This window comes from Nonomuraea sp. NPDC049309, assembly GCF_043196965.1.
Lineage (GTDB): Bacteria > Actinomycetota > Actinomycetes > Streptosporangiales > Streptosporangiaceae > Nonomuraea > Nonomuraea fastidiosa.
In genome coordinates this window covers 347,600-366,547 of sequence record NZ_JBICSH010000005.1, presented here as the reverse complement: position 1 = coordinate 366,547, position 18,948 = coordinate 347,600, and the positions used below count along the sequence as shown (strand labels likewise).

The following is an 18,948-nucleotide window of genomic DNA, read 5'->3' as shown; positions in this document are numbered from 1 at the left end:
CAATGCTTTCGTTACGAACGGACAAGGATGACGGAGAAGCCGCCATTGTCCTCGGCCGGGCTACGCCGGGACCTGGAGATCCTCGAAGTGCTGGCAGGTCATGGGGATGATCGGGACGCCGACGGCTTCGGCGTGAGCTGGATCGCCGAGCGGCTGGGCCGCGAGAAGAGCCAGGTCTCGCGGGCCCTGCGGTCGCTGGAGCTCGAAGGCATGGTCGAGCGGGATCCCCTGACCAGGCGCTATCGTCTGGGGTGGCGGTTGTTCGCGCTGGCCGCCCGCACCCAGCACGCGCGGCTGGTCCGCCTGGCCGCGCCCTACGTGCGGCGCCTGGCCGCCGCCTTCGACGAGGACGCCTACCTGTGCGTGCTGCGCGGCAGCATGGTCCTGACCCTGCTGTCGGTGCCCTCGTCGCGGGCCTATCACCGGGTCTGGGAGGGGGTGTCGGTGCCGGTCATCATGGCCGGCGCGGGGCGTTCGCTGCTGGCCGACTGGGACGACGACCGCGTTCGCGAACTGCTGAACGCGACCCTGCCGTCCGGGCTGGACAGCGCGGTGAGCAGCGAGGAACAGTGGCTGGCCGCCATCGAGCAGGTCCGCACGGCCGGTTACGCGATCTCCGACACCGAGCTGGACGACAGCGAGATCGCGGTGTCCGCACCCGTACGCGACCACCGGGGGCTGATCACGGCGGCGCTGAGCGTGTCGGTCACCCGGGCCGCCGGCCGGTCCCGCCTCCACGAGATCGGAGGGATCGTCGCGCAGACGGCGGCGGAGTTCTCGATCGCGCTGGGCCACTCGACGCCGGGCCCCCGGCCCGCGGCGGAGCAGCCCCGCCCCCGCAGACCAGGCCGCCCCGCCGCCTCCGCCCGGCAGGACCTCGGCGTCCAGCCCTAAGCACGGCCCCCGGCCCCGGCGCGTCGCCAGGGGCCGGCGCCGCCCGCCGCCCCTCCGGCGATGGGCTCGTCGGCGGCCCACCACACCGGCGGCGGGCTTGGCCGGCGGCCCCTGCGCTGAGGGTGGGCTCGTCGGCGCCGGGCGCTCCGGACACGGCCGGTGCGGTCCCCGGCCGTGTGCCGGAGCCACCCACCGCCCTCCGGGTGGGTCAGGGGTGCGGCGGTTCCGGACGTTCACCGGGCGTCGCGCTGACGTGCCGTGGGGCCGTTCGCCGGGCGTCGTGCCGATGCCTCGCACACCGTTCACGCTGACGGCAGAGACCTGCGGCGTTCTCCCTGCGAAGGCCGACGATCAGGTCTATGTTGATCACGAAAAACGTGAGAAATGTTACTGATGAGGAGCTGTGATGGGGGAGGACCGCCAGCAGACTGACCCCGCCGCGCCGGCCGAGCGGATGGACACCTCCGTGCCGCACCCCGCCAGGGTCTGGAACTACTGGCTCGGCGGCAAGGACAACTACGCCCCCGACCGCGAGGTCGGCGACGAGATCGTGAAGGTGATGCCGGACCTGCCGGTCAACGCGCGCGCAGAACGCGAGTTCATCGGCCGCGTCGTGCGCCACCTGGCCGGCGAGTGCGGCATCGACCAGTTCCTCGACGTCGGCACCGGCATCCCCACCGCCGACAACACGCACGAGGTGGCCCAGCGGGTGAACCCCAGGGCGAAGATCGTGTACGTCGACAACGACCCGATCGTGCTGGCCCACGCGCGGGCGCTGCTGGTGGGCACCGAGGAGGGCGCGACCGACTACCTCGACGCCGACCTGCGCGAACCCGAGCCGATCCTGCGCGACGCCGCCCGCACCCTCGACCTCTCCCGCCCGGTCGCGCTGCTGCTGATGGGCGTGCTGGAGTTCGTGCCGGACGCCGAGCTGGCCCACCGCTCGGTCCGCACGCTCGTGGACGCGCTCCCGTCCGGCAGCTACCTCGCGATCGCCCACAGCGTGCGCAGCCCGTCGATGGACAAGGCCGCCGCCGAGTGGAACGCGAGCGGCGCCACCCCGCTGACGCTGCGTACGGAGGAGGAGCTGCGCGCCTTCTACGACGGGTTCGAGCTGCTGGAGCCCGGCGTCGTCTCGCTGCCGAAGTGGCGTCCGGAGCCGCAGACCAGCTTCCAGGACCGCGAGGTGTTCCAGTACGGCGGTCTCGGCCGCAAGCCCTGACCCGGGGCGCCCGCTCAGACGCTGCGCAGCACCGACACCACGATGCCCAGCACCGTGGCCTCGTCACCGTCGATCACCTCGTACGCCGGGTTGCGCGGCTCGAGGTAGACGTGGCCGCCCCGGCGGCGGAACACCTTGACGGTGGCCTCACCGTCGATCATCGCGGCGACGATCTGCCCCGAGTGCGCCTCGGGCTGCTGCCGCACGATGACGATGTCGCCGTCGCAGATCGCCGCCTCGATCATCGAGTCGCCGCGCACCCGCAGCGCGAACACCGTGCCGCGCCCCGTCAGGTCGCGCGGCAGCGTCAGCGCCTCGTCGATCACCTCGTCGGCCGGGATGGGGACGCCCGCCGCGATGTCGCCCACCACCGGCACGCTCACCAGGTCGGCGCTCGGCCCGGAGGACTCCGGGCGCAGGAACGACCGCACGTCGATCGGCCGCGTCATCGTCGAGCTCCGGCGCAGCAGCCCCTGGTCCTCCAGCGCCTTCAGGTGCTTCGACACCGACGAGGCCGAGCGCAGCCCCACCGCCTTGGCGATCTCGCGCGTGCTCGGCGGGTAGCCGTATCTGACCACGTGATCCCTGATCACGGCCAGGATGTGCTGCTGCCGCCGGGGGAGCGATGAGAAGTCGAAGTATTCGAACGCGTCGGGGTCGCCGTAGGTGCTCACCGGCGAAATGCTAGAGCCTGCCGCCCCGCCGCGTGGTCATCGCGGAGTCAGGCTCCGGGAAGGGCCTATCGCGTCCTGCGCTCCTGCGTACTCTCAGGGCATGGCGCAGACATCGGGCGAAGAGGCGGCGTGGGAGTCGGCGTGGGAGTCGGCGTGGAAGGTGTTCGCACCGGTGACGGACCTGGTCACGCCCATGGCGGTACGCGTGGCGGCCACCCTGCGCCTGACCGATCCCATCGGCGGTGACCGCGTGCCGGCGGAGGAGCCGGCCCGGCGCAGCGGCGCGCACGCCGACGCGCCCACCCGGCTGCTGCGCCACCTGGCCCATCAGGGCGTCTACACCGAGTGTGGGCGCCGGTTGAGCCCTCGCCTGCGCGCCGGCTGGACCGCTCCTCGCCTGCGTGCCGGCCTGGACCGCTGAAACCGCGCTGCTTCGTGGGAACCGCGCTACTTCGTTGAAAATTGGGCTACTTCGTGCAGGACCCGGCCCGCCGGGCGCCGCCGCGTACGCCGTGACCGGCGGGCGGGCGCCAGTCGGAGCGCCGGGGCCGGATCGCCCCGCGCAGGTAAAGGGCGCTGGCGGCGCGGCGCGCGAGGATGTCGAGGTGCGCGTCCAGCAGCGGCACCGGGGTGTCGGCCAGCTCGGTGCGTATCACCTGGACGAGGTGGTCGAGCAGGGGCAGCTCGGCCGGGTCGGCGGGCCGCTCGGGCGCGATCTCGCCACGGTGCAGTCCCGGCCGCCGGGGATCCTCCGGCTCCCCGCAGACGCGGCACTCCTCCTCGGCGTCCGGGTCACCGGGGTCCTTCCAGGGGACGTAACGATGAGGCTGGACATGTGTCTCGTACATGACAATCACCTCATACCCAGCCTAGAAACCCCCTCGGCGCCCGGCCAGCGCCGCAGCCGCCCCGGACGCCGGAGATCGGGCCGGTCGCCCCGGGCACCGGAACCGTGTCGATCGCCCTCTCGACGCCGGGACCAGGTCACTCGCCCCCGTCGCCTCCGTCGCCGCCGAAACCCCCGTCTCCGCCCCCGTAGCTCGCACCCCCTCCGCCGTAGTCGCTGCTTCCGCTGCCGGGCTCGTCCCATGACAAGACGGCGGCGAGTAAGAAACCCAGGAAAATGAAGTATCCGAGGGAGTCGATCCCGGCGTCCGGATCCGTCGCCGCGTAGAGGACGTCCAAGCCCATCAGCGCCAGGATCACGATGCACACCCACTTGCGCACGGCATCTCCTCGCCTTCGCGGGCGGGCCCTCCCGAGCAGAGGAGGGGCCGGGACGGCCGGGCGGGGGGAACCGCAGGCGGACGCGACGTCTCCGATGAGCAGTTTTCCCGGCGCGGGGAGGCGGCAACCGCGGGCCGCCCCGGGGCAAGGCGCGCGGCGGGGCGGCTCGCGGGTGGCGGGTCCCGGGCCTGGGGTGCGGCGGGTGGCCCGTGGGTGGCGAGCCGAGGGCCTGGGGGTTGCGGCGGGTGGCCCGTGGGTGGCGAGCCGAGGGCCTGGGGGTTGCCGCGGGGCGGCTCGCGGGTGGCGGGGTCCCGGCTCAAGGCGCGGGGGCGGTCCGCGAGTGGGGAATCCCGGAGCCTGGCGGAGTGGCCTGCGAGCGGCGGGTCCCTGGAGCGGGTCAGGGCTTGGGGAGGCGGATCGACATGGCGTGGCGGAAGACGTCGCGCGGATCCCAGCGGGCCTTGACCTTCTGCAGCCGGGCGTAGTTCCCGCCGTAGTAGAGGGTCGTCCACGGGACACCGGAGGTGTTCCACTTCGGGTCGGCGTGGTCGATGTCGGGGTAGTTGATGTACGCGCCGCCGCAGTTGCCGCCCGGCACCGGCACGCCGCCGGTGGCCGCGTACAGGTCGCGGTGCAGCTCGCGCACCCATTGGAGCTGGGCGGCGCCGTCCTGGCCGTCCTGCCAGGAGGACAGGCAGATGACCTTGAGGATGCTGGCGCGTTCCGCGGTGGCGGTGGCGGCGGGCGGCACGGTGTTGACCTGCCCGCCGTACGAGACCGCCCACAGCGTCCGCGGCAGGGAGGACGGCTTGCCGAGGTGGTCGTAGGCGGCGTCGATCTGCCGGTCGGTGAAGCGCTTGCGCAGGTAGCTGGACTTGACCTTGAAGTGGCTGGACTGGTCGGCCTCGCTGAGCGCGAACGAGCGCACCGCGTGGTACCAGGGCTGCCGGTCGACCGGCAGGACCGTCATATCCGGCTTGACCCCTTCGCCGACGGCGGCGAAGAACGCCCGCAGCTTCTTCTCGGCGTCGGGGACGGTGGCGTCCATCTGGCAGGCCAGCGTGATACCGCCGGGGTCGGCCCCCTCGCTCTTGCCGTTGAGCATGAGCACGCCGAACAGCGAGGCGTACGGGGAGCCCGGGTCGCTGTTGCGCTCGTGCCACTCGCCGTGGTTGCGGACCAGCCTGCGGAACGACTCCTTCGTCATGCCCTGCCACGGCCAGTACGCGACGCCGGTGAGCAGCGCGGCGGGCGGCCTGGGCAGCAGCGTGGCCGGGTCGCCGCCCTTGGCCTTCGGGTCGCGCAGCCAGTAACGGGTGACGACGCCGAAGTTGCCGCCCCCGGCTCCGGTGTGCGCCCACCACAGGTCGTGGTTCGGGTCGCGCGGGTCACGGGTGGCGACGACCGCGCGGGCCCGGCCCGCCCGGTCCACCACCACGACCTCCACGGCGTGCAGGTAGTCGACGGTGAGCCCGTACATGCGGGACAGCGCGCCGTACCCGCCGCCCAGGATGTGACCCCCGGCCGCGACGGTGCCGCACTGGCCGCCGGGCAGCGTCACGCCCCAGCCGAGGTGGAGGGTCCGGTACGCGTCCATCAGCGTCGCCCCCGGCTCGACCGCGAACGCGCCGCGCCGCTCGTCGAAGTACACCTTGTTCATCTCGCACATGTCGATGACGACCTGCGCGCCGTCGCCGACGAAGTTCTCGTAGCAGTGGCCGCCGCTGCGCACCGTCACCCGTTTGCCCGCGCGCACCGCGTCGCCGACGGCCTTGACCACCTGCTCGGTGGAGGTGACCACGTGGAAGTACTCGGGCTGGGGGCGGAAGCGCTGGTTCATGCCGCGCACGACGAGGTCCGCGTAGCGCGGGTCCGACTTTCCGACGCGGACGAGGCCGGGGCCCTTGGCCGCGGCGGTCGTGGCGGCGGCGGGCAGCGCCGGAAGGAGGCCGGCGGTGGCGGCCCCGCCGAGCACGGCCGTGCCGCCGAGCAGTCGCCGGCGCGTGACGTCACTCATATCTGCGACTCCTGGTGGTGAGGTGATCTCTCAGTGCCTCACCGACGCTAGGAGCGGCCCGCCGGCCGGGGAATGCACCTAGATACACCCCTGGGCGGGCCTGCCTGCACACTTCCGCGGCGCCTTGCTGCAGGCGGCGGGGTGCAGGCGGCGTCTCGGCGCAGGTGATCAGTCCTGGGCGGCGGCGGGAGCGCGGCGGCGGCGTCCGCTGCGGCGGGGCGCGGGCTCGGCGCCGGCGAGCAGCGCCAGCCGCCGCGCCTCGCCCTGCTCCTCCACCTGGAGCACGACCTGGCGCAGACCGTCGGCCAGCGCCCGGCAGGCCTCGCGGTCGAGCCGGGAGGTGACGAACACCTCCTCGGCGTTGAACGCGGGCAGCGACCGCCTCATGAACTCCTCGCCCTCGGCGGTCAGCCGCACCAGCACGAGTCTGCCGTCGGTGGGATGGCGCAGCCGCCGGGCCAGCCCGCGCGACTCCAGCGTGCGCAGGACACCGGTCAGCGTGCCCTTCGAGATCCCGGCCTCCTGGGCGACGTGGCGGCTCTCCGGCTCGCCCCAGAGCCAGATCACCCACAGCACCACGAACGCGGTCCAGGTGAGGTCGCCGCTGCCGCGCAGGACGGTGTTCTCCAGATGCTGGCGTACGGCGGCCGCGGCGCGGTAGATGTTCGCCACCACGGCCATGCGCTCGCGGTCGATCGGCATGTCGCCGAGCCTGGCCTCGACCAGCTTCTCCGCCTCGGTGATCGACCGTTGCCCGGGCACGCGGCCCTCCCTATCGCCTGCGAGCGGAAGTCCGGCTTCCGAAGTATAGGTCCAGCTCCAAGCCCTGCCCGTTCTGCCCGATTTCACGGATCGCCGAACCGTTGCGGCGGTTCCAACGTCTTCAAGTAGAACGGGGGCTTATCGGAGTGAAAGGTGGGCCGGACGAACATGATCATGCCGGAGACCGTGCTGGCGGGCCGCTACCGTTTGCTGTCGCGGCTGGGCAGCGGGGGACACGGCGAGGTCTGGCGTGCCCGGGACGTCCTGCTCGACCGGATCGTGGCGGTGAAGACCGTGCGTGCGGGGCTCGACGGCGACGCGGTGGCCCGCTTCCACGCCGAGGCCAGGGCGATGGCCACCGTCGAGCATCCCGGCGTGGTGGGGGTCTTCGACTACGGGATCGCCGACGTGGACGGGCGGCGCACGCCGTACCTGGTGATGAAATACCTCGACGGCGAGCCGCTGCACCTGCTGCTGGAGCGCAGGGGGCGCATCTCGGCGGGCGCGACGCTCGACCTCGTCGCCCAGACCGCCGAGGCGCTGCAGGCCGCGCACGACGCCGGCGTGGTGCACCGGGACGTCAAACCGGCCAACCTCATCGTCCGGGCCGACGGCAGCGTGGTGCTGACCGACTTCGGCATCGCCCGCGCCGCCGAGGGGCACAAGCTCACCGCCTCCGGCATCGTGCTGGGCACCGCCACCTACTGCGCGCCCGAGCAGGCCGAAGGCGCCGAGCCCAGCGCCGCCATGGACGTGTACGCGCTGGGCGTGGTCGCGTACGAGTGCCTGGCGGGACGGCCGCCGTTCCGCGGCGAGAACGCGGTCGCGATCGCGCTCCAGCACGTGCACGACCCGCCACCGCCGTTGCCCGGCGACGTGCCCGCGCCGGTCGCCGAGGTCGTGATGCGCGCCCTGGCCAAGGACCCGGCGGCCCGCTGGCCCAGCGCCGCCGCCCTGGCCGCGGCGGCCCGCGCCCTGTCCGCCCAGGTGAGCGGCGACTCGCCGCTGACCGACGGCTTTCCCGTCCCCGACCGGCACGCGCAGACCGCCTCGGCGGCGACCCCGCGCGACCGCGCTTCCCAGACGGCGGAGAACCCGGAGGGAGCCTATGACGGCACCGGGTCACGCGGCGGGGCAGGTGCGGCGGGGCCGAGTGGGAGAGCCAAGGACACGACGGGCTCACCCGGCGGGGGCGCGGGTGCGGCGGAGGCGCGCGGTCGTGGCGCCGGTGCGGCGGGGCCGCGAAGCGGGAGCCCGGACGCGGCCGGGAGAACCGCCGGCGGGTTCACGCGCGCTCAGGCCAAGAGCCGCGAGCGGGCGGGCAGGCGGAAGCGGGCGGTGGCCACCGCGGGCGCGCTGGCCGTCGCCGCGAGTGCGGCCGCCGCGGCGTGGGCGCTGCTGCCGGACGAGAAGCGTACGCCGTCGCAGGCCGGCGCCCAGGTGACCGCGGAGGCGTCCCGCCCGGCCGACCCCACCCCCGACTTCATGACGAAGACCGAAGAGCCCGAGCCGAGCAAGACCCCCGAGCCCTCCCGCACCAGCACGTCCCCGACCCCCAAGCCCGCCGACCCCACGCCCACCCCGGCGGAGGGCGCGATCGTGGGCGGCATCCGGTACACGGGGGCGTCCGCGCCCAAGGAGTACCAGCCCGGCATGGTCGAGGTCTTCAACGACAAGGGCAAGCGCGTCGCCGGCCGCCGCGCCGACCGCGACGGCTACCGCTTCGCGCTCCTCCCCGGGGGATACCGCCTGCAGACGCTGCTCGGCGGCACCAAGTGCTGGACGCTCGCCAAGGTCAAAGCGGACGAGACCACCAAGGCCGACCTGACCTGCCGCATGCCGGAGCCGGAGGAGCCGTCGTTCCTGGGCGCCGCGGTGCACGACGCGGCCGGTGACGCCAAGCCGGGCGGTCCCGGCGCGGGCAAGGCGCCCGCGTACGCGGACCTGACGGCGGCGGTGGCCAAGGGCGGCGAGGACGGCGTGCGGCTGGAGTGGCTCACCGGCGGTGCCGTCCCGGCCGAGGCTCCGGCGGAGGGCGCGGGGGAGAGCCGCTACACCGCCACCTTCACGCAGTCGGGGGAGAGCGCGACGGTCACGCTCACCGGCGCCAAGGGCGCCTGGACCGTCGTGGCGTTCGGCAAGGAGGTGCCCGCCAAGCCGGCGTTCGCGGGGACGGGCGTCGCGGTGACGCTCGACCGGGCGACGCTGGAGTCCGCGCCGGTCGACTTCACCAAGCCGTATGAGGTGAGCGCCGCCGCCACCGTGACCGTGGGTGCGCATACCTGGACGGACGCCGCCCCCTGACAGGCGTGCCCCGGCCCCTGATCGCGCGGCCCGGTCACGGACGGCGTATCCCGCTCCTTCGCCGCACGACCCGCCCACGGTGACCGGGCCGGGCCACGCTCGGACCGCCCAGGGAAGGCCGGCCTGCCTGAATCCCCGGACCACCCGCGAACACCCGACGGGCCGGAGGGCTATAGGGAGCGGCCGAGGAGCGCGACGAAGGCGGCGATGCGCTCCTCGTCGCGCCGGTAGTGCGTCCACTTGCCGATCCTGGTGGAGCGCACCAGCCCGGCGCGTTCGAGCACGGCCATGTAGGACGACACGGTCGACTGCGCGAGCCCGGTCTTGGCCTGGATGTGGCTGACGCACACACCGGCCTCGTGCGGGTCGGCGATGCCCTCGGCCATGGGGAAGTGCCGCTCGGGCTCCCGCAACCAGGACAGCACCTGCAGGCGCACGGGGTTCGCGAGCGCTTTGAGCACGTCGATCAGGTCGAGCTGCGGTTCTGTGCGGGCGGTCATGGGCGATCCAGAAGAACGACAATTCGCAAAGTCTCGTTATGGTACCGGCCGCGAGCAGGAGCGCGGAGCACGGCCCGCGCCCCCGGGACGCTGCCGGCACGGCCACCCCGCCGTCTCGCGCGCTCTGCCCGGAAGGGGGCCGCGGCCTGCGGCCCTGGCCTGCCGGCGCTCAGGTCACCCGTTGTCTCGTGTGCTCCGCTCGGAAGGCAGGGCGCGGTCGCGGGGCGATGCCATAAGTCAGCATGTCTATACAAAGGGATGATATTGAGGTACAACCGGGGCGAGCCTGTTGGTGCTGGAGGTGTCCTGTGAGACGTACCCCGATCGTGCTGGCCCTGCTAGGAGCGCTCGCCATCAGCGGCTGTTCCTCTTCCTCCTCCCCGTCCTCCGGAGGCGAGAGCGGCGCGCCGCCCGCCTCCTCAGCCCAGGCGGGCGGCGCCACCTACGCCGTGATCACCCACGCCTCCGCAGGCGACTCGTTCTGGGACGTGGTCAAGAACGGCGCGGAGGCCGCGGGCAAGGAGTACGGCGTGACCGTCACCTACCAGGGCGACGGCGACCCGGCCCGGCAGTCGCAGCTCATCGACCAGGCCGTGTCCGAGAAGGTGGACGGCATCGTCGTCTCCATGGCCAACCCCGACGCGCTCAAGGAGGCCATCGGCAAGGCCGTCGCGGCGAAGATCCCGGTGGTGACCATCAACTCGGGCGCCGACCGTTCGAAGGAGTTCGGCGCGATCACCCACGTCGGCCAGTCGGAGGACGTCGCCGGACGCGGCGCCGGCGAGCAGCTCAAGGCGGCCGGCGTCACCAAGCTGCTGTGCGTGATCCACGAGGCCGGCAACGTCGGGCTCGACCAGCGCTGCAAAGGCGCGGAGGAGACGCTGGGGGGCACGGTCGAGCGGCTGCAGGTGGACGTGAGCAACCTCGCCGACGTCACCTCGAAGGTCGCCGCCAAGCTCCAGTCCGACACGCAGGTCGACGGCGTGCTGGCGCTGAACCCCGCCGTCGCCATGGCCGCCAGGGACGCCATCAAGGACGCCGGCTCCCAGGCGAAGCTGGCCACGTTCGACCTGTCGGCCGACGTGGTGAGCGCGATCACCGACGGCGAGATCCTCTTCGCCGTGGACCAGCAGCAGTACCTGCAGGGCTACCTGCCGATCACGTTCCTCCACCTGTACAAGACCAACCTCAACACGGTCGGCGGCGGCCTGCCGGTCAACACCGGGCCCGGGTTCGTCACCCAGGAGAACGCGGCGCAGGTGGCCGAGCTGGCGGAGGCGGGCACGCGATGACGGCGGTGGCGGACGAGCGGGTGGCGAGGGCCGGGCTGGCCCGCCGCCTGCTCATCAGACCGGAGCTCGGCGCGGTGGTCGGGCTGGTGCTGGTGTTCGCGTTCTTCGCCGCGCAGTCGGAGGTGTTCCGCTCGCCCGACGGCATCGCCAACTGGCTCGACCCGGCCGCGACGCTCGGCATCATGGCGGTCGCGGTGGCGCTGCTGATGATCGGCGGCGAGTTCGACCTGTCGGCGGGCGTGCTGACGGGCACGAGCGGGCTCGTGCTGGTGACGCTGGCCACCAGGTTCGGCTTCAACGTCTGGGCCGCCATGCTGGCCGGGCTGGTCGTGGCGCTGGCGGTCGGGTTCGCCAACGGGATCGTGGTCACCAGGACCAGGCTGCCCAGCTTCATCGTGACGCTGGGCACGTTCCTCATGCTGCAGGGCGTCAACCTGGGCGTCACCAAGGCGATCACCGGCACCGTGCAGGTGAGCGGGCTGCGCCGGGCCGACGGGTTCGAGCTCGCCAACGCGATCTTCGCCGGGACCATCGACATCGGCGGCACCGCGTTCCGGGTGGCGATCCTGTGGTGGATCGCGGTGACCGCGGTGGCGACCTGGGTGCTCATGCGCACGCGGGCGGGCAACTGGATCTTCGCGGTCGGCGGCAACGAGCAGGCGGCGCGGGCGGTGGGCGTGCCGGCCGCCCGTACGAAGATCGCGCTGTTCATGACGACGGCGTTCGCCGCCTGGCTGGTCGGCTCGATCCTGGCGCTGCGCTACACGTCGGTGCAGGCCAACGTCGGCATCGGCCAGGAGTTCATCTACATCATCGCGGCCGTCATCGGCGGCTGCCTGCTCACCGGCGGCTACGGTTCGGCGATCGGCGCCGCCATCGGCGCGCTGATCTTCGGGATGGCGGACAAGGGCATCGTGTTCCTCGGATGGGACGCCGACTGGTTCACGTTCTTCCTGGGCGCGATGCTGCTGCTCGCGACGCTGGCCAACCGCCTGGTACGGCGCTATGCCGAGGAGGTGCGGCATTGACCCCGATCCTGCAGACGCGCGGCATCGGCAAGACGTTCGGCTCGGTGCTGGCGCTGCGCGACGTGTCCATGAGCGTGTCGGCCGGGCAGGTCGTCTGCGTGCTCGGCGACAACGGCGCGGGCAAGTCCACGCTCATCAAGATCCTGTCGGGGGTGCACCGGCACGACTCGGGCCAGTACCTGGTGGACGGCAAGGAGGTGCGGCTGACCGGCCCGCGCGACGCGCTGGACCGCGGCATCGCCACCGTCTACCAGGACCTGGCGATGATCCCCCTGATGTCGGTCTGGCGGAACTTCTTCCTCGGCTCCGAGCCGCGTAAGGGCCTGGCGTTCGACGTCGCCAAGGCCCGCAGGGTGGCGCGCGAGGAGCTGCGCGCGATGGGCATCGACATCCGCGACGTGGACCAGCCGGTCGGCACGCTGTCGGGCGGCGAGCGCCAGTCGGTCGCCATCGCCAGGGCCGTGTATTTCGGCGCGCGCGTCCTCATCCTCGACGAGCCCACCTCGGCGCTCGGCGTGAAGCAGGCGGGGGTGGTGCTGCGCTACATCGCCCGCGCCCGCGATCGGGGGCTCGGCGTGATCTTCATCACGCACAACCCCCACCACGCCTACCCGGTGGGCGACCGCTTCCTGCTTCTCAACCGCGGCACCTGCATCGGCGAGTACGGCAAAGCGGACATCACTCCGGAAGAGCTGACCTCTCTCATGGCGGGCGGCGCGGAATTGGCGGAGCTCGAACACGAGCTGCGGCGCCGGTGATATGACCTGCGCCACTTTTGTGCGCGGGAATAGTGGCGTGCATCACGCTGAACATTGATATTCAGTGTGGTGTACGTCACTCTGCCGTGAATTACGCCAGTGTGGTCTGCGTCACGCCACACCATCGCTGACCTGGATCTTTACGAAAAGCCCGGGATTTACAGGCTTTGCCAGGAGTGATTTGGCCAACATTTGGGATGATCTCGCGATCGATCATGGCTTAAGGCAGGCAGAAGACATCGAACATGCCGAACACGACAGAAAGGTGTGATCGTCATGACCACGACCGCGACGGGCCGAGTCGTTCTGGAGAAGGCCGCTCAGGAGTTTGTTGAGGCCACCGCGAACCCGCCCTTCCTCTACCAGGTCCCGGTCGAGCAGGGCCGCGCGACGGTTGAGCAGGTCCAGTCCGGCGAGGGCGTCGAGAAGCCCGAGATCGACGATGAGTGGATCACGGTCGAGGGCGGCCCGACCGGTTCTGTGCCGGTGCGGATCGTCAAGCCGAAGGGTGCGACCGGCACGCTCCCGGTGATCATCTACATCCACGGCGCCGGCTGGGTCTTCGGCTCGGCCAACACCCACGACCGCCTCGTCCGCGAGCTGGCCGTCCGTTCCAACGCCGCCGTCGTCTTCGTCGAGTACGACCGGGCGCCGGAGAAGAAGTACCCGACGCAGATCGAGCAGAACTACGCCGCCGCCCAGTGGGTCGTCAAGCACGGCGCCGAGAAGGGCCTCGACGCCTCCCGCGTGGTCGTGGCCGGCGACTCGGTCGGTGGCAACATGTCGATCGTCCTGGCCCTCATGGCCAAGGAGCGCGGTGACGTGGAGCTGAGCGGCCTGCTCGCGTTCTACCCCGTGACGGACGCGAACTTCGACACCGGCTCCTACGAGCAGTTCGCCACCGGCTACTTCCTGCACCGCGAGGGTATGAAGTGGTTCTGGGACCAGTACACGACCGACCCGGAGGAGCGGGCCAACCCGCACGCCTCGCCGCTGCGGGCCAGCGCCGAGCAGCTGCGGACCCTGCCTCCCACGGTCGTCATCACCGGTGAGGCCGACGTGCTCCGCGACGAGGGCGAGGCGTTCGCCGCCAAGCTCCGCGAGGCCGGCGGCGACGTGACCGCCGTGCGCTTCGAGGGGATCGTGCACGACTTCGTGATGCTGGACACGCTGCGCAACACCAACGCCGCCAAGGGCGCCCTGGAGCTCGCCACCAGCAAGCTCCGCGAGTGGCTGAAGACCTCGCGGTAAGGCGCACGCCGTGATGCTCTGGCCGGTGCCTCTCCCGGATGGTGCTGACACCCGGGCGAGAGACCGGCGGGCGGGCCGCCCTGCCGGGGCGGTCCGCGTCATCTCAGAGCGGGGGCGGACCTCAGGGGAGCTGGTCGCACAGCTCCCCTCTTGTTAACTCCACGTAAAAGTGAGGTTAACTCCGTCCATTAAGGAGTTTACATGACCGCCGCAGGTGCTGCGCGGACGATGCCCATCGGGGCGGCGTTCGACCACATGCCGTTCACCCGCCGGCACGTGCTCATCGGGCTCGCGCTGTTCGTCGCGTTCGTCATCGAGTCGTGGGAGCAGCTCGCCCTCGTGTACGTCTCCGGCGACCTCGGCGTGAAGCTCGGGATCGGCGAGGCCGGCATCGGCGTGGTGCTGTCGGCGGTCGCGTTCGGGATGATCCCCGGCGTCCTGGTGTGGGGGCCGGCGGCCGACAGGATCGGCCGCCGGCCCACCGCGTTCTGGTCGCTGCTGGCGTACGGGGTGCTCGCGCTGGCCTCGGCCTTCTCCCCGAACGCCGGGGTGCTGGTGGCGCTGCGGGTGGCCTCGGGGCTGGCGCTCGCCGGCATCTACACGATCACCTTCCCGTACTTCCTGGAGCTGCTGCCGACCCGGCACCGGGGCAGGGCGGCGGTCTACCTGTCGATCGGCTGGCCCATCGGCATGCTGGCCGCCATCGGCGCGGCCGTGCTCCTCGGCGACCTCGGCTGGCACGTGGTGGTGATCGCCAGCGCGGCGGCCGGGTTGTGGGCGTTCGCGGTACGGGGATGGGTGCCGGAGTCGCCGTACTGGCTGGCCGCGCGGGGCAGGCAGGAGCAGGCCGGCGCGGTGCTGCGCGAGCTGCGCAGCCCCGCCGCAGGGGCCACCTTCACCGTGGCGGGCGAGCGCGCCGGCCGGCCGCTCGGCCTGTTCAAGGGCGGTCTCGCCCGCATCACCGTGGTCATGCTGGCGCTCAACTTCGTCTTCAACTGGGGCTACTGGGGGCTGCAGACATGGCTGCCGACGCTGCTGCAGGAGCGCGGGCTGACGCTGTCGGCCTCGCTCGGGTTCGCGGCGCTGAGCGCGCTCATGATGATCCCCGGCTACGTGAGCGCGTCCCTGCTGACCGGCCGCTACGGCCGTAAGAAGGTCTTCCTCGCGTACGTGGCCGCCGCCGCCCTGGGCGGCCTGTGGTTCGCCACCGCCTCCTCCACGACCGGCCTGTACCTCGGCAACTTCGTGCTGTCGTTCTTCAGCCTCGGCGCCTGGGGCGTGTGGAACACCTGGAACGGCGAGTTCTACCCGACCAGGCTGCGCGGCACCGGCTACTCGTGGGCCACGGCCGCCCAGCTCGTCGCCACCACCGTGGCGCCGGCGGCGGTGGGCGCGTTGCTCGCGGCGGCCACGGGCTTCACCGCCACCATGCTGATCATCAACGCGTTCTTGGTGGCCACGGCGCTGCTCGCGCTGCCGCTGCCCGAGACGGAAGGACGCGAGCTGGAGTGATCCTCGGCGTCGCGCTCGACACGGCGGCGGGCGGGCAGGGCCCCGCTCCCGTGCTGGTCGCGGCCGGCGAGAGCGGGCCGATCTGGCCGGTCCCGCGGGCGGTGGCGCGCACGGCGGCCCGCGTGTGCGTGGCGCTCGACCTCACCGGCGCCCCGGTGGCCCCGGTCGCCGCCATCCGGGTGGGCGGCCCGTGCCCCGAGGCGCTGCGCCCCGTGGCCGATCCCGGCGTGGCGACCATCGTGCGCGGCGGCCACGGCCTGACGGGGCGACGGCTCGCACCGCTGGACACCGAGGCCGTCCGGCGCTTCGCGGCCGGCTGCGGGCTGCTCGACTTCGCCGTGACCGCGACCGGGTCGCCCGTCCTGCCCGAGCACGAGCTGGAGGTCGCCGCGATCATCATGGCGGAGGTGCCGCAGGCGCGCATCACGCTGTCGTACGAGTTCGGCCACCCAGGGCTGCGCGAGCGGGAGGCCGAGGCCGTCCGCAACGCCGCGCTGTCGGCGGAGGCGGCCCGCATCGCCGACGACGTTGCGCGGGAGCTGCCCGGCGTGCCCGCCTACTTCGCGCGGACGGACGGCGGGCTGGTGTCGGCGAGCTACTTCCGGCGCTTCCCGCTGGCCTGCGACCTGGGCGCGACGGCGAGCCGCGAGCGGGGCCGCGCCGAGCTGGGGCCCGGCGTCTCCGACGGGGTGGCGGCGGCGTACGGCGCCGCGCTCGGCCGGCCGGTCGCGCTGGTGGAGCGGATCGTGCAGGCGCGCGGCAGGGCCGAGCTGGAGCGCGTGCTGCAGGACGCCAGGGACGAGGCGCTGACCCGGGTGGTCAGCGCCGGAGCCGCGCCCGGGTCGGCGGAGATCGCCGAGACGACGGTGAACCCGCTGTCGTACCTGCCCGACGGGCTGTACCGGGTGCGCGTGACCGCGGACGGGCGGCTGTGGCCCGGCTGATCGACCGCGACGGGCTGCACCGCTTCTCGGCCGGGTCGCGGGTGCTCGCCACGGGGGCGGCGGAGTCGGCGTACCGGCTGTCGCTCGACTGGGCGTGCGCGGTCATCGGAGACGGCGTCGAGCTGGTCTCCGCGGACGAGCTGCCCGCCGGCACCTGGTGCGCGGTCATCACGCTGGTCGGCTCGATGACCGCGCTGGGCGAGCAGATCCCCGAGGGCGACGAGCCCGAGCGGGCGGTGCGCGCCCTGGAACGGCGGCTCGGCGAGCGGGTCGGCGCGATCGCGGCGCTCAACCTCGCCGCCGAGAACGCGCTGATGCCGCTGATCACGGCCGCGGGGCTGGGCGTGCCGCTGGTGGACGGCGACGGAACCGGGCGGGTGTTCCCGCTGGTGGAGCAGACGACGTACACGCTGGGCGGGGTGAACGTGGCGCCGCTCGCGCTGGCCGGCGGCTCCGGTGAGCTGGTGGTGCTGGAGACCGCCGCCGATCGGGTGGAGGAGCTGCTGCGCCCCGTCGTGCTGTCGGTCGGCGGCTGGGGGGTCGCCGCCTGCTACCCGATGACCGCCCGCGACCTGGCCGGGGTCGTGGTGCCGGGAACGGTGAGCCTGCTCATGCGGGCGGGCGAGCCCGGCGTGCCGCGCTCGGCGGCCGCCCCGTACGGCGCGCGCACGCTGTGCCGCGGCCGCATCCTCGCCGTGGAGGGCGGCACCGGGCAGGGCCCCGCCGTCGGGCTGCCGTCGCAGCCGTCGTCCATCGTGATCCGCGAGTCCGACGGTCTGCGCCGCCTGGTACGCCTGGAGGCGCACAACGAGGTGGTGCTGGCCCTCGCGGACGGCGCCGTGGTGGCGACCGTACCGGACCAGATCTGCATGATCTCGACCAGCGGCGGCATGGTGGTGGACGTGGACAAAGCCGAGCCCGGCCTGGAGGTGGAGATCATGGTGGTGCGGGCGGCGCCGGTGTGGCACTCCGAGCGGGGCCTGGCCCTGGGTGGGCCGCGCGCGTTCGGGATCCCGCTGTGAGCGGCGTGCGCACGGCCGGCTGGGAGGCCCCCGTCACGGTGGCGGAGCTGGTCAACGCGGGACCGCTGGCCGGGGCCCGCATGTACGGCGCGGGCGAGCACCCCGTACGCGGCGTGCGCATCGTCGACGAGCTGTCGGTCTTCGCGACCGTCGCGCCGCACACCGCGGTCGTGCTGACCGGGTCCGCGGCCGGCGGCGGATGGGCGGTCGAGATGGCCATGCGCCGCGCCTGGGAGCAGGCCGCCGCCTGCGTCATCGCGCCCTCCGGCGGGCTCAGCGAGCACTCGGGCGAGGTGCTCGCGGAACGTCTCGGCGTCACGCTGGTCTTCGTGGACGAGGACCCGCTGCTGGTCGCGCTGCGGGTGGCCTCGGCGGCCTCCCGCCCCGACGCGGCGCGCACCCAGCTCGTGGCCCGCTGCGCGACCCGGCTGGCGGAGGCGGGCCCGTCCGCGCGGCGGGTGCTCGGCGTGCTGAACGCCGAACTGCCCGGCACCGCCGTAACCTTCCTCGACCGGTACGGCCTGCCGCTCGCGGGCCGCCGCGACGCCATCGAGCCGTCGTCGGGGCGCGGCCGCTGGTCGGCCGAGGTGGAGGTGCCCGGCCCGGCGGGCGAGTCGCTGGGCCGGCTGGTGGCGTCGGGCACCTCGCGCTCGCCGGGCTGGCCCGCGGTCGTGCGCACGGTGCTGGACCTCGCCGTGGCGCCGCTGACGGCATGGGCGGCAAGCGAGCGGCTGCACGCATCCCGCGAGTTCGCGCTGCAGGCATCGCTCGCCGAACGCCTGCTCAAAGCCGCCAAGCAGCCCACCGCCGACGCGGACTGCGAGCAGGAGGAGTGTGCGGCGGCCGTCGCGCTCGGCTGGCCGGTCCGGGGCCCGCTGACCGCCTACCACGTGCGCCCGCACACCGAGGACGGCGCCCCGCCGCAGGCCGACCCCGCATCGGCCGCCGTGCTCATCACCGCCGCGCTCGGACAGGTGCCGGTGCTCGTGCGGGGCGGCGGCTGGGCCGGCTGGTCGGCGCTGCCCCCGCAGGACGTCGCCGAGCGGCTGCGGCGCTGCCTGCCCGCCATGCCGTGGCCGGCCGCCGCGGGCGTCGGCACCCAGGTGAACGGGCTGGCCGCGGCGGAGGAGTCGCTGCTGGGCGCGCAGGCGGCGGCGTTCGTCGCCGCTCCCGGCACGGTCGCGCGGGCCGACCGCATGGGCCCCGCCGAACTGCTCGGTGCGCTGCCGGTCGCCGGGCTCCAGGCCCCCGCGGCGGTCGTGCTGCGCCCGCTGCTGGCCGTCGACAAGGACGGCACGCTGCTGGAGACCCTGGCCGCGGTGCTCGACGAAGGAGGCGCGCTGCGCGCCGCCGAACGGCTCGGCGTCCACCGCAACACGATCACCACCAGGCTGGAGCGGATCAAGGCCGCCGGGTTCGACCTCGACGACCCCACCACGCGGCTCGCCTTGCAACTCGCATGCCACGTCGTACGGAGATCATCGGGTACGCCGCACGCCACGCCGGCATGACATCCTCTTAGTCAGCGGCAGGAAAGGAGA

General features: G+C 73.1%; 18 protein-coding genes. 12 read left to right on the top strand and 6 right to left on the bottom strand.

Annotated features, from left to right (window positions below):
- Positions 1–27 precede the first annotated feature (27 nt).
- Positions 28–894: an IclR family transcriptional regulator gene (locus ACGFIM_RS30085; protein ID WP_393206859.1), complete on the top strand. Its 867-nt coding sequence runs from the start codon at positions 28–30 to the stop codon at positions 892–894.
- A gap of 406 nt (positions 895–1,300) precedes the next feature.
- On the top strand, positions 1,301–2,116 hold the full coding sequence (locus ACGFIM_RS30080) for an SAM-dependent methyltransferase (RefSeq protein WP_393206856.1): 816 nt from the start codon (positions 1,301–1,303) through the stop codon (positions 2,114–2,116).
- Positions 2,117–2,130: 14 nt separating this feature from the next.
- On the opposite strand, the gene lexA is transcribed toward ACGFIM_RS30080, so the two are convergent.
- On the bottom strand, positions 2,131–2,799 hold the full coding sequence (lexA, locus tag ACGFIM_RS30075) for a transcriptional repressor LexA (RefSeq protein WP_393207769.1): 669 nt from the start codon (positions 2,797–2,799) through the stop codon (positions 2,131–2,133).
- Between the two features lie 91 nt (positions 2,800–2,890).
- Here lexA and ACGFIM_RS30070 point away from each other — a divergent pair, with 91 nt between their 5' ends.
- A complete protein-coding gene (locus ACGFIM_RS30070; RefSeq protein WP_393206853.1) occupies positions 2,891–3,211 on the top strand; it encodes a hypothetical protein in 321 nt (106 codons plus the stop codon).
- Between the two features lie 46 nt (positions 3,212–3,257).
- On the opposite strand, the gene ACGFIM_RS30065 is transcribed toward ACGFIM_RS30070, so the two are convergent.
- The 4 genes from ACGFIM_RS30065 to ACGFIM_RS30050 all read right to left on the bottom strand — a co-directional run bounded on the left by ACGFIM_RS30065 (position 3,258) and on the right by ACGFIM_RS30050 (position 6,796).
- A complete protein-coding gene (locus ACGFIM_RS30065) occupies positions 3,258–3,638 on the bottom strand; it encodes a hypothetical protein (protein ID WP_393206850.1) in 381 nt (126 codons plus the stop codon).
- A 136-nt stretch (positions 3,639–3,774) separates the two neighbouring features.
- Entirely contained in the window at positions 3,775–4,017 is a 243-nt protein-coding gene (locus ACGFIM_RS30060; RefSeq protein ID WP_393206847.1) for a hypothetical protein, read from the bottom strand.
- A 397-nt stretch (positions 4,018–4,414) separates the two neighbouring features.
- Entirely contained in the window at positions 4,415–6,034 is a 1,620-nt protein-coding gene (locus ACGFIM_RS30055) for an FAD-binding oxidoreductase (RefSeq protein WP_393206844.1), read from the bottom strand.
- A gap of 168 nt (positions 6,035–6,202) precedes the next feature.
- Positions 6,203–6,796: a MarR family winged helix-turn-helix transcriptional regulator gene (locus tag ACGFIM_RS30050; protein WP_393206841.1), complete on the bottom strand. Its 594-nt coding sequence runs from the start codon at positions 6,794–6,796 to the stop codon at positions 6,203–6,205.
- Between the two features lie 168 nt (positions 6,797–6,964).
- On the opposite strand from ACGFIM_RS30050, the gene ACGFIM_RS30045 reads away from it, so the two are divergent.
- On the top strand, positions 6,965–9,100 hold the full coding sequence (locus tag ACGFIM_RS30045; protein ID WP_393206838.1) for a serine/threonine-protein kinase: 2,136 nt from the start codon (positions 6,965–6,967) through the stop codon (positions 9,098–9,100).
- A 170-nt stretch (positions 9,101–9,270) separates the two neighbouring features.
- Here the strand turns inward: ACGFIM_RS30045 and ACGFIM_RS30040 are convergent, their stop codons facing one another.
- Entirely contained in the window at positions 9,271–9,600 is a 330-nt protein-coding gene (locus ACGFIM_RS30040) for an ArsR/SmtB family transcription factor (protein WP_393206835.1), read from the bottom strand.
- Between the two features lie 308 nt (positions 9,601–9,908).
- Between ACGFIM_RS30040 and ACGFIM_RS30035 the strand changes: the two genes are divergently transcribed.
- The 8 genes from ACGFIM_RS30035 to ACGFIM_RS30000 all read left to right on the top strand — a co-directional run bounded on the left by ACGFIM_RS30035 (position 9,909) and on the right by ACGFIM_RS30000 (position 18,918).
- Positions 9,909–10,892: a sugar ABC transporter substrate-binding protein gene (locus ACGFIM_RS30035; protein ID WP_393206832.1), complete on the top strand. Its 984-nt coding sequence runs from the start codon at positions 9,909–9,911 to the stop codon at positions 10,890–10,892.
- Positions 10,889–11,920, top strand: a complete 1,032-nt coding sequence (locus tag ACGFIM_RS30030) for an ABC transporter permease (RefSeq protein ID WP_393206829.1) — start codon at positions 10,889–10,891, stop codon at positions 11,918–11,920. The genes ACGFIM_RS30035 and ACGFIM_RS30030 overlap by 4 nt, the downstream gene beginning before the upstream one ends.
- Positions 11,917–12,678 carry an ATP-binding cassette domain-containing protein gene (locus tag ACGFIM_RS30025; RefSeq protein WP_393206826.1) on the top strand — a complete coding sequence of 254 codons (762 nt, stop codon included), beginning with the start codon at positions 11,917–11,919 and terminating at the stop codon, positions 12,676–12,678. Before ACGFIM_RS30030 ends, ACGFIM_RS30025 begins: the two co-directional genes overlap by 4 nt.
- 276 nt (positions 12,679–12,954) lie before the next feature.
- Entirely contained in the window at positions 12,955–13,929 is a 975-nt protein-coding gene (locus ACGFIM_RS30020) for an alpha/beta hydrolase (RefSeq protein WP_393206823.1), read from the top strand.
- 201 nt (positions 13,930–14,130) lie between these two features.
- Positions 14,131–15,441 (top strand): MFS transporter, encoded by a 1,311-nt coding sequence (locus ACGFIM_RS30015; RefSeq protein WP_393206820.1) that lies wholly within the window; start codon positions 14,131–14,133, stop codon positions 15,439–15,441.
- The gene (locus tag ACGFIM_RS30010) at positions 15,438–16,385 is read left to right on the top strand and encodes a hypothetical protein (protein ID WP_393206817.1); all 948 of its coding nucleotides are present in this window, start codon (positions 15,438–15,440) and stop codon (positions 16,383–16,385) included. Before ACGFIM_RS30015 ends, ACGFIM_RS30010 begins: the two co-directional genes overlap by 4 nt.
- On the top strand, positions 16,373–17,407 hold the full coding sequence (locus tag ACGFIM_RS30005; RefSeq protein ID WP_393206814.1) for a DUF917 domain-containing protein: 1,035 nt from the start codon (positions 16,373–16,375) through the stop codon (positions 17,405–17,407). Before ACGFIM_RS30010 ends, ACGFIM_RS30005 begins: the two co-directional genes overlap by 13 nt.
- Positions 17,404–18,918 carry a PucR family transcriptional regulator gene (locus ACGFIM_RS30000; protein WP_393206811.1) on the top strand — a complete coding sequence of 505 codons (1,515 nt, stop codon included), beginning with the start codon at positions 17,404–17,406 and terminating at the stop codon, positions 18,916–18,918. The genes ACGFIM_RS30005 and ACGFIM_RS30000 overlap by 4 nt, the downstream gene beginning before the upstream one ends.
- Positions 18,919–18,948 lie beyond the last annotated feature (30 nt).